This is a genomic window from Paenibacillus sp. JL3B1040, assembly GCF_057063165.1.
Map to the genome: position 1 here is coordinate 5,667,269 of NZ_CM169317.1, position 13,239 is coordinate 5,680,507.

Consider the following 13,239-nt stretch of genomic DNA (forward strand, 5'->3'; position numbering starts at 1 on the left):
CTGCCCCGGTCATTAGACCTGCGGGCGGTCTCCTTTTTTCTGTCCAAATCCTTAATCCTGCACACCATTTCCATAGAAACACACCTTTATTTGGAAGTTAATCCTGAATTATGATGGGGTTGCGGTACCGAATTTCGCGAACGCGAATAGGGGGAATGCGCCTTTTTGTGACACCGCTTACATGGGTCAATCTTTTATTCCGAAAGGAGAATGAAATCGTGAAAAGCCACAGACGCATCATCGCCTGGATCTGTGTCATAACCCTGTTCACCGCAACCTTCTTCACCTCGGCTGGATGGACCGCTCCCGTCCGGGCGGCTGACGGCCCGAACCTGGCCGCGGGCAAGCCCGCGGCGGCATCAAGCCACGCCGACGTATACGCGGCTTCAAACGTAACCGACGGGAATGCCGCAACGTATTGGGAAAGTACGAATCACGCTTTTCCCGGGTGGGTTCAAGTTGACCTCGGCAGTGCCGTCCAGATCGATCGGGTCGTCCTGAAGCTGCCGTCCGGTTGGGAAAGCCGGTCGCAGACTTTATCCGTGCAAGGGAGCACGACCGGCTCGAGCTTCACGGATCTGAAAGCCTCGGCCAGCTACATGTTTAATCCGAACGCGGGCAATACGGTGGCGATCAACTTTACGGCCGCCAGCACGCGGTACGTGCGGATCCAGATCACGGCCAATTCCGTCTGGCCGGCAGGTCAGCTCTCCGAAGTGGAGGTGTACGGCGCTTCTCCGGCCGCGCCTTCCGCGATTCCGGGCAAGATCGAAGCGGAGAACTACAGCGCAATGAACGGCATCCAAACGGAACCCACCTCGGATACGGGCGGCGGGCTGAACGTCGGCTGGATTCATGTCGGGGATTGGCTGGATTATGACGTAAACGTCGTCAACGCCGGCACCTATACCGTCGAATACCGGGTTGCGAGCCATGCCGATACGGGCGCGATTCAGTTGCAATCCGGCGGAACGACGCTGGCAACGACCGCGGTGCCGAACACCGGCGGCTGGCAGAATTGGCAGACCGTGACGGCCCGCGTGACGCTAAATGCAGGGACGCAAACCCTGCGCGTCTATGCCAGCGGGCATGACTTCAATATCAATTGGATCAGGTTTACGCCCGAAACCGGCGGCGCGGATACGCAGCCGCCAACCGCTCCGGCCAACCTGGCGTTCACGCAGCCGACTTCCGGCTCCGTGAAGCTGACCTGGAGCGCCGCAACCGATAACGTTGGTGTTACCGGATACGACGTTTACGCCAACGGCCAGCTTCGCGGCAGCGTTAACGGATCGACGCTGACCTATACGGACACGCAACCCCCCGGCGTTACGGTGACCTATTACGTCGTCGCCAAGGATGCGGCCGGCAACGCGTCGACGCCGAGCAATCCCGTGACGCGGCCCGGCTCGGGCGGGGAAGACGGATCGAATCTTGCCCTAGGCAAGGCGATAACCGCTTCCTCGTCAACGTTCACCTTTGTTGCCGCCAACGCCAACGATAACGACACGACCACCTATTGGGAAGGCGACGGCCACCCGAGCACCCTCAGCGTGGACCTGGGAGCCAACGCCGATATTACGTCGATTGTTCTCAAGCTGAACCCTTCCAGCGAATGGGCGACGCGCACCCAAACGATCCAAGTGCTGGGACATGACCAGAACTCCACAAGCTTCACGAATCTGGTCTCGGCGGCTTCTTATACGTTTAATCCCGCTTCCCAGAACACCGTCACGATTCCGGTGAGCGCCACGGTAAGTCAGGTGCAGCTGCGATTTACGGCCAATTCCGGGGCGCCGGGCGGACAAGTCGCCGAATTCCAGATCATCGGGACGCCCGCACCCAATCCGGATCTGACCGTGACCGGCATCTCCTGGTCGCCGGCCACACCGGACGAGACGCAAGCCGTTACGCTGAACGCCATCGTTCGCAATGCGGGGACTGTCGCATCCGGAGCTACGGATGTGAACTTCTACTTGGGCAGCACTCTGGTCGGAACAGCTCCCGTCGGTGCGCTTGCTCCTGGCGCTGCGTCCACAATCTCCGCGAATATCGAGGCGAAAGAAGCCGGTTCTTACACCGTCACCGCCAAAGTGGATGAGCAGAACGCCGTCATCGAAACGAATGACGCCAACAACAGCTACACCCATCCCTCGCAGTTGACGATCGGCCAGGTGCAAAGCTCCGATCTGATCGCGACGGCGGCCTGGACGCCATCCAATCCGAGCGCGGGCAGCACCGTCACTTTTACCGTAAATCTGAAAAACCAGGGCACGATCGCCTCGGCCGGCGGCGCTCACGCCGTCACGCTGGAGTTGAAGAACGGCTCGGGGACGACCGTGCAGACGTATAACGGCTCCTACAACGGGTCCCTCGCGCCGGGAGCATCGGCTAACGTTGCCATGGGGACCTGGACGGCGGTAAACGGCAGCTATACGGTCACAACGACGGTAGCCGCAGATGCGAACGAAGTCGCCGTGAAACGAAGCAATAACACCGCCACCGCCAGCTTGTATTCCGGACGCGGCGCCCATATGCCGTTCACCGTCCTGGAGGCCGAGGCCTCCTCGAACAGCACCAACGGCACAAGGCTCGCGCCGAACTTTACGCCGGGCGACTTCGCCGGTGAAGCCTCCGGACGGTCGGCCGTTTATCTGGATGCCACGGGGGAGTACGTGGAATTTACGCTAACCTCGCCGGCCAACGCTTTCGTATTGCGTAATGCCGTCGCTGAGAATACCACCGGCACGATCAGCATTTATGCAAACGGGGTGGACAAAGGCGACTTTACCGTAACCTCCAAATTTTCTTATCTATATGCAACGCCTTCCACGCTCGGGCGGCTTGGCTACGATAACTCGGGCTCCAAGGCTTACTGGCTGTACGAAGATTCCCAGCTGTTGCTCGACCAAGTTTATCCGGCCGGAACCAAGATTCGAATCCAGAAGGACGCCGGGGACGTGCCGTGGATCTACGTGGACATGATTGAGACGGAAAACGTCGCTCCCCCTGCGTCGAATCCCGATCCCAGCAAATACGTTCAAGTTTCGGGCACCAAATCGATTGAGCAAGCGCTGAACGAATTCCGTCAGGATTCGTCCAAGATAGGGATTTTCATTCCCGCGGGAGAATGGACGATTTCCTCCAAGATCTTCTTATACGGCCGGGCGACGGAGATCATCGGCGCTGGTCCTTGGCACACCAAGCTGGTCGCTCCGCAAGACCAAACAAACACGGACGTTGGGTTCAATATCAGCTCCGCCGCCAACGGATCGACCATCAAGAACCTGTCCGCCTGGGGCAACTACATCTACCGTCAAGACGGCCCCGGCAAGTTCATTGACGGGAACGGCATGCAGAACGTGACGGTCGAGAACGTTTGGGCCGAGCATTTCGTCTGCCTGTACTGGGGCGTAAATTCCTCGTACAATACGTTCAAGAATAACCGGATTAAAAATATGTTCGCGGACGGCATCAACATGACCAACGGCTCCTCCTACAACGTGATCGACAACAACTATGCCCGCGGTACGGGTGACGACTCGTTTGCCTTGTTCAGCGCGATTGACGCCGGCGGCTCTTACAATGTGGGCAACAAATACACGAATCTCACCGCCGTCAACGTGCGCCGCGCCGCGGCTTTCGCCGTCTACGGCGGCCAGAACAACCTGTTCCAGAACCTGTACGGCGCCGATACGCTCACGTATCCCGGCGTGACAATCAGCAGCTTAAGCTTCGGCTATAATACGCTGGGCTTCGGCGATGAAGACACCGTGATTGACGGCGTTACGCTGGACCGTACCGGCGGGGATTTCTGGACCAGCGTCGGCGCGGACGACAAAATCAACGATTACCAGAATTTCGGCGCGATTTGGTTCTACGGCGGCGACCGCGACTTCAAAAACATTGTGGTGAAGAACGTGGACATTAACAACCCGGTGTATTTCGGCCTGATGTTCCAATCCAAGTCGCCGGAGAATCTGCCGATGCAGAACGTTCGTCTGGAAAATATTACAATAAATAGCCCGGCCCGGTACGGCATTAAGCTGGTCGTCAAAGCCGAAGACGGGCAAGGGCCCGTCGTCGGCGAAGCCCGCTTCACCAATGTCATAATAAATAACCCGGGCATCATGGCCATCTACGGCGAGAACCCATCGCCGAACTTCCGCGTCATCCGGGGACCGGGCAATAATTGGTGATTCCGATCGAGGCGGTGCCGGTTCATGACCGGTGCCGCCTTTTTTATTGTCCGGCAGCGGCATAACTCTACTGCTCCTGGGAAAGCTATCCCTTAAAAACAGGAGGTTGCCCGCCCCATGAATAAGCAGCAAGCTTTAGCGCTTCACGAATCCGTGGATCTCCACGAAATCCTTAATTTCAAGACGCTGTGCCTGGCGAAATCCAAGTTGATGCAAGGCCTTGTGTTCGACCAAGAGCTGAAGGACCTGATGCAAAAAGACGTGGAGCAAACGATTCAAGCCCTCCAGGATCTGCAAGCCTTGTATAGCCAGGTTCCTTTCCAAGTCCCCGTTCCCGAAAGCCGGCCCGAGCCGATAATTCAATAGAAGGAGAGCCGAGATGAACAACGATTACTTAGACCCGATTAACGCGCTGAATATGCCGGAAATCGCCGATATGACCTTCGCCACGGACTTCCTGATGCGGGCCAAGGAAGGCGTGCGCAATATCGCGATCGCCCTGACGGAGACCGCCTCGCCCGAAGCCCGGATTTTGCTGCGCAACTTGCTCAGGCAAGGCATCGCCATGCATCAGGAAATTACCGAACTGATGATGCGCAAAAAATGGTTCCACCCCTACGAATTGACCGAGCAATACCAGTTGGACCAGCTCTCGGCCAAGAATACCATCCTGATCGGACAAATGGATTTATTCCCTGCGGACACGCGGCGAATCGGCATGTTCGACCGGACGCCGGACGAGCATAGGGAGGAGAGCCAAGCATGAAGGCCGTAACCTATCAGGGACTAAAAAACGTAACCGTCAAAGAGGTACCGGATCCGAAAATCGAAAAGCCCGGCGACATGATCGTCAAAATCACCAGTACGGCGATTTGCGGTTCGGATCTTCATTTGATCCATGGGATGATCCCGAATTTACATGAGGACTATATCATCGGCCATGAACCGATGGGGGTCGTGGAGGAAGTCGGCCCCGAAGTGACCCATCTCAAGAAGGGGGATCGGGTCATTATCCCGTTTACGATCGCCTGCGGGGAATGTTTTTATTGCAAAAATCATTTGGAAAGCCAATGCGACAACGCCAACGAACACGGCGATATGGGCGCTTACTTCGGTTATTCCGGCAACACGGGCGGATACCCCGGCGGGCAGGCCGAGTATCTGCGCGTCCCCTATGCCAACTTCACCCACTTTAAAGTTCCGGAAAGCTGCGAGCAGCCGGACGAAAAGCTGTCCCTCATCTCCGACGCGATGCCGACGGCTTACTGGAGCGTGGATAACGCGGGGGTAAAGGAAGGGGACACCGTGATCGTACTCGGGTGCGGGCCGATCGGACTGCTTGCGCAAAAGTTCGCCTGGCTGAAGGGTGCGAAGCGGGTCATCGCCGTCGATTACGTGGACTACCGGCTGCAGCATGCCAAGCGGACGAACAAGGTGGAAACGGTCAATTTTGAACAATATGATCATGTCGGTTCGCATCTCAAAGAAATCACCCAAGGCGGCGCGGACGTCGTCATCGATGCGGTGGGCATGGACGGAAAAATGACCAACCTGGAGTTCCTGGCCAGCGGCTTGAAGCTGCAGGGGGGAGCCATGAGCGCCCTGGTAATCGCCTCTCAGGCGGTCCGCAAAGGCGGTACGATTCAAATTACCGGCGTGTACGGCGGCCGATACAACGGTTTTCCGCTCGGCGACATCATGCAGCGCAACGTGAACATCCGGTCCGGTCAAGCCCCGGTTATTCATTACATGCCGCAGATGTACGAGCTGATCTCTTCCGGCAAGGTTGATCCCGGCGACATCATCACCCATGTGATCCCGCTGGACGAAGCCAAACGCGGCTACGAAGTATTTGATACGAAAACCGACGCATGCATCAAAGTGATTTTGAAACCGTAACCTTTACGATACCCGAGCAGGAGGAAAAACCATGAATATAGCGAATCAAGCTTTGCACGAAACTTTGGAGGTCCATGAACTGGCCGCCTCCAAAACGATTGCCTTAACCAAAGCCAAAGCGATGCAGCTCTTGGTCTCGGACCCCGAGCTGAAGCAAATTTTGCAGCATGACGTTCAGGTTTCGACGCAGCAATTGCACGAGCTAAGCGGGCTTCTGTCCCCGGCTCCGGAGGGAGGGACAAGCCGATGAATCCGTTGCTGGAACGCTTGATGGGGTTGGATAAACTGACCGACGAAGTCGTGGCCATGGATTACTTGCTGAATGCGAAGACCTCCGTCCGAAACTACGCCATGGCCGTCACGGAGTGCGCCACGCCCGAGGTTCGGAACGTCTTGACCAAGCAGTTGGAGGAATCCATCGACGCCCACGAGATGATTATGGGCTACATGATGAAGCGCGGCTTCTATCAGCCCTACGAGGTTCAAGATCAAATCGGACGGGATCTGCAAAACATCGATATCGCGCTGAACATCCCTTCCTGAAGCAACGGGATGATATGAAAAAGTCGGTCAGGAGAGAGATTCCTGACCGACTTTTTGGGTCAACCGAGCAGATCCTGAACGAATTTTCGTTCAAAACGGCCCCAACCTGCAGGATTTGTGCTATTAAATCGGCAGCAGCTTGACGCGATCCTGCGCTTTTAAGGCTTCCACCATGTCGTACCACGCTTGCGGCTTGTTCGGCAGCACCGTGTAATATCGCTGCAGGAATTGCACGATCAGCGCCGTTTCCAGGCTATCGTCGCTGCTGTTCATCGGCAGGAAACAGAGGTCCAGCCCGCTGACCGCCTCTCCGTCATTGTTCCATGACGGATGCACGTACGGGAAATCCAGCCGCATGTAACCGAGGTGGGATAATACTTCGCGGCGAACGTACGGGTCCATCGGCTTCACGCCGCCGAATTCGTGATGCTCCACCCGGTAAGGATCGTAAATTTCCGCGAACATGCCGCGCAGCTTCTTCCCGTTTGCCTCCGCCAAAGCATGCAGATCACGCAGCCGATGATCCGCTAAGAACGGGCCAATGCCCAGCCCCGCTTGCCCGATGATCGTGAAGTCGGTCATCGCCACGTTAAAGTCCTCGTAGTAGCGGTACTCCGTCGCCCCAACGACCTGACCTTCGTGCACCGCGACGAACACGCGAATACCGGGGTCTTCCAGCGGTTCTTTCCATAGATCGAATTCCAGCACTTCTTCCGGCGGGAACACGTTTTGCATCAACTGATGCATCGATTTAAACAAAGGATCCTGGATATTCGTGATTCGGGTAAATTCCATAGCGTTCACGCCTCCTATTCATAATTGAGGTGGGAGGAACGGATTTCTCCATTCCATCAATGCGGCGGTATTCCGCGACTCCTCATCTTCCAGATAATCGGGTACAACCGTGACGGGCGTGCGGCCGCAGCGCAGCAGGAAGGTGATCACCGGATCCTTCAGCTCGCCGCTCACGACAGCGCTCAGATACTGCTCTGCCGTCATCTCCGCTGCGTGCTTATGGTAGCCAGGCATTCTTCCGCCGCCCAGCAATCGCTGGAGGCCCTGGTGAACCACCAGTTCATACATGGACAACATCAGCCACTTGCCCAGGCCCCATTGTCGATAAGCCGGACGCACGCCGATATCCACGACGTACAGCGTGTTCCCGTCAGGACGGTGGTTGCGGATGTACCCGTTGTCGGTAATCTCCGCCCAGGCGTGCTCCGGCTTACCGGGGTCGAAGTCGACCTTAAGCGCGGTCATGGAACCGGCCAGTTCCCCGTTCACTTCTACGCACAATGCGCCTTCCGGGAACAGCCGCACATGGTTGCTCAGCTGTTCCTCGTTCCACCATAACTCCGGAGGGAAGGGAGGCGGAAAGCTCTCTTGCTGAATGCGGATCAACCCCGGAAAATCCTTCTCCTCGTAGTTCCGTATCACGGCCGGCGCAGGCCGGCCCTGATCAAACACATACCATTCTTTGCGATACATCGCGCCTAGCCTCCCCGGACTGCTTGCGTTCTTCTAGGTTTTTTATTTCCAGTCGGTGTACAGATCCGTCCGCCGGTCCCGCCAGGTCGTGACAGAGCCTTTCTCGCGAACCTGATAGAGCAGCTCCAAATCCAGATCGGCGGTCACGATCATATCGTCGTTGATCTCGCCTTCTACCAGGATGCCGCGCGGCGGGAACGGAACGTCGTTTGGCGTGATTACCGCCGCCTGCCCGAAGTTGCCCCGCATGAAATCCACCGTCGGCAGCGAACCGACCGTCCCCGTGGTGACGATGTACACCTGGTTCTCGACCGCTCTCGCATGACAGCAGTAGCGGACCCGATGGAAGCCATGGCGGTCGTCCGTGCAGGATGGACAGAAAATGACGTCCGCGCCTTTGGCTCTAGCCATACGGACGATCTCCGGAAACTCGATGTCATAACAGGTCAACATGGCGATTTTGCCCTTCTCGGTTTCAAACACCTCCAAGCCGTCGCCCGGCGTCATGTTCCATTCGGTCACTTCGGTAGGAGTAATGTGCAGCTTGGCCTGCTCCGCGACTCTCCCGTCGGGATAAAACAGATGGGCCACGTTGTATAACCGATCGCCTTTGCGCAGCACATGCGTCCCGCCGATGATATGCATCCCGGTTTGCCGTGCCAACCCGCTGAACAGGGTGCGGTATTGCTCCGTAAAATCCGGCAGCTCCTGAATGGTCAGCGCTCGGCCGTCCGGTGATCCGATAGACATGAGCTGCGTGGTAAAAAACTCGGGAAACAGCACGAAGTCCGCGCTGAACTCCTCCGCGGTCTTGATATAATGTTCGGCCTGACGGGTGAACTCCTCAAAGCTGCCAATGGTGTGCAGATGATATTGGACAGCGGATACTCTTAGTTTCATGGGGGCTCCCCTTTCCTGTTTCGAAGTATGCCTAACCGGCGAAAAGTCCGCCTTCGTAAATTTCACCATAAAGTCAAGAATAATGCAATTCCAACCGCTTATTACGGACAAAATTCATAGATGGACCGGGAGGCTGCCACCCAGCACGATCTCCTGTTCCGTCACGGCGGCTTCATAAGCCAAAATCTGTACGCCTTGCCGGGAGGCCTCTTCCAGGGCGTCCGCAAATGCGGGGTCCATCTCGCGGTAAGGGGTAAACCCGTGGCAGCCCTTCATTTGCACTACGAACAGAACCGCTCCGGTGTATCCCGCTTGAACCGCCTCGGCCAGCTGCAACACATGTTTGGTTCCCCGCGCCGTCGGGGCGTCCGGGAACATCGCGAGGCCTCCCTGCTGAAGCGTAACGCCTTTGACCTCGATGAACCCTCGTTCCGCACCTTTCTCATAATAAAGGTCAAAGCGGGAATCCCCATACGTGACTTCCCGCTTCACGCAGGTGACCGGGCCAACCTCGGCGATCCGCCCCGCCTTCAGCGCTTCGAACGCCACCGGGTTGGGCGCTTGCGAATCCACGTTCACCCAGCTGCCGTCCCTGGCCGCCGCGATCAACGAATATTTCGTCTTCCGCTCGGGCCGGTCGGAAACTTCCAACAGGACTTTCGTATTCGGCAACAGGAGCTCCTTCAGCCGGCCGGTATTTTTCACGTGCACCCGTTCCACGGTGCCGTCCACCGCAACCTCAGCGATAAACCGGTTCACCCGCCGCTGCAGTCGCCCCTGTACAATGTCCCCGTACTTCATCTCTCTTCACTTCCCTCAGATTCTACCAAACAGCGATCATGCAGCCCATCCGGGATTTGGTCCCGCCGGCCAGCACATCGGTTCTCCTTGAGGTATAATAACATAGATTTTACACCGGAATAGGACGATTTCTAATGGATGAATCGATCAACCCCTAGGAACAACTTGTAAAAGGCAATCCGTCACGAACCGTGGTATAATAGCCTCTGGCATCAACGAAAGAAATCAAGTTCACTTCGTTTGATGCGGGTGGGAGAGGGAGATTTTGAAAGTGTGATTGATTCATGAAAGGAGTATTTAAGCTTAAGCAACACCAAACGAATGTGAGAAGAGAGCTTGTCGCAGGGTTGACCTCGTTTTTCTCCATCGTTTACATTATCGCCGTCAACGCCAGTATTCTGAAGGATGCGGGGATTCCGCTGGAGGCCGGCATTTTGGCCACCGTGCTGTCTTCGCTTGTCGGCTGTTTGTTGGTCGCGTTCGTGGCGAACGCGCCGCTAATTCTCGTCCCCGGCATGGGGATCAACGCCTTGTTCACGTATACGATTGTCGGTTCGATGGGACTCAGCTACCAGGAAGCCTTAGGCGCAACGGTGCTGGCGGGCATCCTGTTCGTCGTGGTCGCCTTTACGGGCTTGTCCTCCCTGATTTCCAGGGCGATTCCGGTTTCCCTGAAGGAATCCATTTCCGTGGGAATCGGTCTGTTCATTGCCTTCATCGGCTTGCAGAAGAGCGGCATCGTCACCGGCAACGCCAGCCACTTTGTGGCGCTCGGCGATCTGTCGGCACCGCTGGTTCTGGCTTCGATCCTCAACCTGGTCCTTACATTGTTCCTGTTCTTGAAGAAGGTTCCCGGGAATTTTCTTATCAGTATTATTGCAGGAACGTTGGTTGCCTGGTTGTTCGGGATCGTCGATTTGGGCTCGTTCGCCCCCGCGTCGATCTCGTTTCAGAGCTACGGCGACGTCTGGATGAGCGCGGACTTCCGTCATATGGCCAGCATTCCGTTCTTGACGGCCAGCTTCTCGCTGGTCCTGGTTCTGGTCTTCGAAAATATCGGGCTCGTCCACTCCCAAGTAGACGGGATGCTTCAGGCTCCGGCGAAAAACGGGAAATCGCTGAAAGCCGTATCGATATCCACAGTGGCCTGCGGCCTGTTGGGCACCAGCCCGACGGTCTCGACGGTCGAAACTGCGGCCGGCATTACCGCAGGCGGCAGAACCGGGTTAACCTCGGTAACGACCGGGTTGTTGTTTCTGGGCTCGTTGTTCTTCATGCCCTTGATCAAAATCATCCCGGACGCCGCCATCGCGCCGATCCTGATCATCATCGGCGGACTGATGCTGACGAATATCACGAGGATCGACTTCAGCGATTTTACCGAAGCGTTTCCCGCGTTTCTCGTGATTCTGATGATTCCTTTAACGTATAGCATTGTTGATGGGATCGCTTTTGGCTTTATCGCATATCCGCTGCTCAAGATGTTTTCGAAGAAACGGGAACAACTGTCGATCTCCATGTTCGTCATCTCGTTCCTGTTCCTGGCCAACTTCCTGCTGCAGTCGGTTTTATAGAACCGTAGTTCATGAACCCAAGTCGATCAGGATGTCCTATTCCTGACCGACTTCTTTTATATAAGCCATCAGCTTCGCGATTCCTTGATACTGGATCATGAGCTTCTGATTCAGTTTCTCGAGGGCAAGCCGAAAGGAACGGTCGACTTTGGACAAACGGAACAGTTCCAGGTCCTGCAAGATGTCGCGCAGGTTCTCGATATAATAAACCGTTTTGCGCAAACTGCTGATCACCAGGATCTTCCGCAATTCGGGTATGGAGTAGATACGATATCCGCTCACCGGGTGCCGCGTCGAGGTGATCAACCCCTCCTTCTCCCAGTGCCGAATCGCCGAGGGATTCACCCCCGCCAGCTCCGCCACCTTCCCGATCGTCATCGCATCGGTCAGCTTTCGATTTTTATAGGAACGGAAATCCGCTTGCCGGATCAGGGTTAACAGCTCTTCCACGCGTTGCTTCTCTTCCTGGACAAGAGACAGTTGATGGTTTAACAACCACAGCGCCTCCGTAACGCTGCCCTGTTTAATGTTCCGCATCACCTCATAAACTATAGGGATTTCGTACCCCGCCAACAACGAACGGATCGCAATAAACGCTTGAAGATGGGCAGTCGTGTAGATTCTATGGTTGCCCGCCGTTCGCAACACCTCCGGGATCAGCCCTTGTTCTTCGTATCTCCTCAACGTGGTTGTGCTTACCTTCAGCCGCTCCGCAATTTGTGAAGGCGTATAGCCCTCTTGCATATGCCCACTCTCCCTGATATAAAGTAAAACCTTGAAGTGTTACGTTAACATCATGCCGTTAAAACCATCATAACACCGGGTAATCTCGGCTCCAAACCGGAAGATTGCATGAATGTTATATGCTGAAGGTATCACATGTAAGGGAGCGATCTGAATGAATCCATCCAAGTTAGTCACCTTAGCCGACGGTTCGACATTGGAAGTCGGGCTCACCGGGAAACCCGGCGGCAAAATCATCATGCTGCCTATAGCCAAAAAATCCGTCTCCGGCCAAGAGGCGGAAAGTCTCAAAATGTGGGGCGTCGACCCCGAGTTGGGCAAGCACTTCGTGGAAGGCTTGTCCGAGCTGTTCCGGGTGCTGCATTTCGACTACGAAGGCCACCGGTTTCAGCATCCCCAGCCCGATCTTTTGACACCTGACAGCATAGCGCTCGATTTCTTGCAGATCGCCGACGAAATGCGGGTCGAGACGTTCAGCTACTACGGCTATTCCTGGTTAGCCCTGGCCGGCTTGCATCTGGCGATTCGGACAAATCGGCTGGAAAGCTTGATCATGGGAGGATTTCCGCCATATGAGGGACCCTACCGGGAAATGCTGACGGTCACCGCCAAAACCCATGAACAGGCGCTGCACCCCTCCCCGTCCCCTGAGGAACAAATGCAGGACTTCGGCAGCCCGGAAGAAATCCATTGGGATCAAGTTCAAGTGGCACTAGATCCGAAGCAAACGAAGCAATTTCTGACCCTATACCAGAGCTTGTCCGATTTCGACGACACCTCCGTACAGCAGAAATTAACGCTTCCGAGGCTGGCCTTCGCCGGCAAAGCGGACCGAATCGAGTATGGCGAGAATTTCGGGGGCGTAACCGTCGATATCGCGGGGCGATTACGCAAGAACGAACAAGCCTTGCGTCAGCTCGGCTGGGATGTGGCGCTTATACCGGGGAACGAGATGGACCACACGAAAGCCATGCAGCCCGAGACCGTACTGCCATTAATTAAACCTTGGTTGGCCGCGACCTTGTCGAACCAAATGAAAAAGAGCTAAGCGCGGGCCCTTAGGCCGCTTAGCTCCGTTTCAATAGATGAAT

The 13,239-nt window shown here is 56.0% G+C and carries 13 protein-coding genes; 8 read left to right on the top strand and 5 right to left on the bottom strand.

The features are described from left to right. The first annotated feature begins 218 nt into the window (after positions 1 to 218). From ACZF99_RS25995 to ACZF99_RS26020, 6 genes are all read left to right on the top strand, one after another. Complete coding sequence (locus ACZF99_RS25995) at positions 219 to 4,199, top strand: carbohydrate-binding protein (protein WP_483607762.1); 3,981 nt, start codon at positions 219 to 221, stop codon at positions 4,197 to 4,199. Positions 4,200 to 4,316: 117 nt separating this feature from the next. After that, positions 4,317 to 4,565: a spore gernimation protein GerQ gene (locus ACZF99_RS26000; RefSeq protein ID WP_483607763.1), complete on the top strand. Its 249-nt coding sequence runs from the start codon at positions 4,317 to 4,319 to the stop codon at positions 4,563 to 4,565. Positions 4,566 to 4,578: 13 nt separating this feature from the next. After that, on the top strand, positions 4,579 to 4,965 hold the full coding sequence (locus ACZF99_RS26005; RefSeq protein WP_483607764.1) for a spore coat protein: 387 nt from the start codon (positions 4,579 to 4,581) through the stop codon (positions 4,963 to 4,965). After that, positions 4,962 to 6,098 (top strand): zinc-dependent alcohol dehydrogenase, encoded by a 1,137-nt coding sequence (locus tag ACZF99_RS26010; protein WP_483607765.1) that lies wholly within the window; start codon positions 4,962 to 4,964, stop codon positions 6,096 to 6,098. The genes ACZF99_RS26005 and ACZF99_RS26010 overlap by 4 nt, the downstream gene beginning before the upstream one ends. 31 nt (positions 6,099 to 6,129) lie before the next feature. Beyond that, complete coding sequence (locus ACZF99_RS26015; protein WP_483607766.1) at positions 6,130 to 6,348, top strand: hypothetical protein; 219 nt, start codon at positions 6,130 to 6,132, stop codon at positions 6,346 to 6,348. Next, entirely contained in the window at positions 6,345 to 6,641 is a 297-nt protein-coding gene (locus ACZF99_RS26020) for a spore coat protein (protein WP_068784184.1), read from the top strand. Before ACZF99_RS26015 ends, ACZF99_RS26020 begins: the two co-directional genes overlap by 4 nt. Before the next feature lie 123 nt (positions 6,642 to 6,764). Here ACZF99_RS26020 and ACZF99_RS26025 read toward each other — a convergent pair whose 3' ends face one another. The 4 genes from ACZF99_RS26025 to sfsA form a co-directional block, all read right to left on the bottom strand. Beyond that, positions 6,765 to 7,436, bottom strand: a complete 672-nt coding sequence (locus ACZF99_RS26025) for a GNAT family N-acetyltransferase (RefSeq protein ID WP_483607767.1) — start codon at positions 7,434 to 7,436, stop codon at positions 6,765 to 6,767. A gap of 18 nt (positions 7,437 to 7,454) precedes the next feature. Continuing rightward, the gene (locus ACZF99_RS26030; RefSeq protein ID WP_483607768.1) at positions 7,455 to 8,129 is read right to left on the bottom strand and encodes a GNAT family N-acetyltransferase; all 675 of its coding nucleotides are present in this window, start codon (positions 8,127 to 8,129) and stop codon (positions 7,455 to 7,457) included. Positions 8,130 to 8,171: 42 nt separating this feature from the next. Further along, a complete protein-coding gene (locus ACZF99_RS26035) occupies positions 8,172 to 9,029 on the bottom strand; it encodes a carbon-nitrogen hydrolase family protein (protein WP_483607769.1) in 858 nt (285 codons plus the stop codon). A 114-nt stretch (positions 9,030 to 9,143) separates the two neighbouring features. Further along, positions 9,144 to 9,830, bottom strand: a complete 687-nt coding sequence (gene sfsA / locus ACZF99_RS26040; RefSeq protein WP_483607770.1) for a DNA/RNA nuclease SfsA — start codon at positions 9,828 to 9,830, stop codon at positions 9,144 to 9,146. A 284-nt stretch (positions 9,831 to 10,114) separates the two neighbouring features. On the opposite strand from sfsA, the gene ACZF99_RS26045 reads away from it, so the two are divergent. Continuing rightward, complete coding sequence (locus ACZF99_RS26045; RefSeq protein ID WP_483607771.1) at positions 10,115 to 11,404, top strand: NCS2 family permease; 1,290 nt, start codon at positions 10,115 to 10,117, stop codon at positions 11,402 to 11,404. Between the two features lie 36 nt (positions 11,405 to 11,440). Here ACZF99_RS26045 and ACZF99_RS26050 read toward each other — a convergent pair whose 3' ends face one another. After that, entirely contained in the window at positions 11,441 to 12,148 is a 708-nt protein-coding gene (locus ACZF99_RS26050) for a MerR family DNA-binding transcriptional regulator (RefSeq protein WP_483607772.1), read from the bottom strand. 154 nt (positions 12,149 to 12,302) lie between these two features. Between ACZF99_RS26050 and ACZF99_RS26055 the strand changes: the two genes are divergently transcribed. Further along, positions 12,303 to 13,196 carry an alpha/beta fold hydrolase gene (locus ACZF99_RS26055; RefSeq protein WP_483607773.1) on the top strand — a complete coding sequence of 298 codons (894 nt, stop codon included), beginning with the start codon at positions 12,303 to 12,305 and terminating at the stop codon, positions 13,194 to 13,196. The last annotated feature ends 43 nt before the right edge of the window (positions 13,197 to 13,239 follow it).

Bases quoted from the DNA above. Each gene is read 5' to 3' on its own strand.
- ACZF99_RS26030 (WP_483607768.1), bottom strand. From the start codon at position 8,129: ATGTATCGCAAAGAATGGTATGTGTTTGATCAGGGCCGGCCTGCGCCG.
- sfsA (WP_483607770.1), bottom strand. From the start codon at position 9,830: ATGAAGTACGGGGACATTGTACAGGGGCGACTGCAGCGGCGGGTGAAC.
- ACZF99_RS26020 (WP_068784184.1), top strand. From the start codon at position 6,345: ATGAATCCGTTGCTGGAACGCTTGATGGGGTTGGATAAACTGACCGAC.
- ACZF99_RS26010 (WP_483607765.1), top strand. From the start codon at position 4,962: ATGAAGGCCGTAACCTATCAGGGACTAAAAAACGTAACCGTCAAAGAG.
- ACZF99_RS26015 (WP_483607766.1), top strand. From the start codon at position 6,130: ATGAATATAGCGAATCAAGCTTTGCACGAAACTTTGGAGGTCCATGAA.
- ACZF99_RS26050 (WP_483607772.1), bottom strand. From the start codon at position 12,148: ATGCAAGAGGGCTATACGCCTTCACAAATTGCGGAGCGGCTGAAGGTA.
- ACZF99_RS26035 (WP_483607769.1), bottom strand. From the start codon at position 9,029: ATGAAACTAAGAGTATCCGCTGTCCAATATCATCTGCACACCATTGGC.
- ACZF99_RS26025 (WP_483607767.1), bottom strand. From the start codon at position 7,436: ATGGAATTTACCCGAATCACGAATATCCAGGATCCTTTGTTTAAATCG.
- ACZF99_RS26005 (WP_483607764.1), top strand. From the start codon at position 4,579: ATGAACAACGATTACTTAGACCCGATTAACGCGCTGAATATGCCGGAA.
- ACZF99_RS26000 (WP_483607763.1), top strand. From the start codon at position 4,317: ATGAATAAGCAGCAAGCTTTAGCGCTTCACGAATCCGTGGATCTCCAC.
- ACZF99_RS26055 (WP_483607773.1), top strand. From the start codon at position 12,303: ATGAATCCATCCAAGTTAGTCACCTTAGCCGACGGTTCGACATTGGAA.
- ACZF99_RS26045 (WP_483607771.1), top strand. From the start codon at position 10,115: ATGAAAGGAGTATTTAAGCTTAAGCAACACCAAACGAATGTGAGAAGA.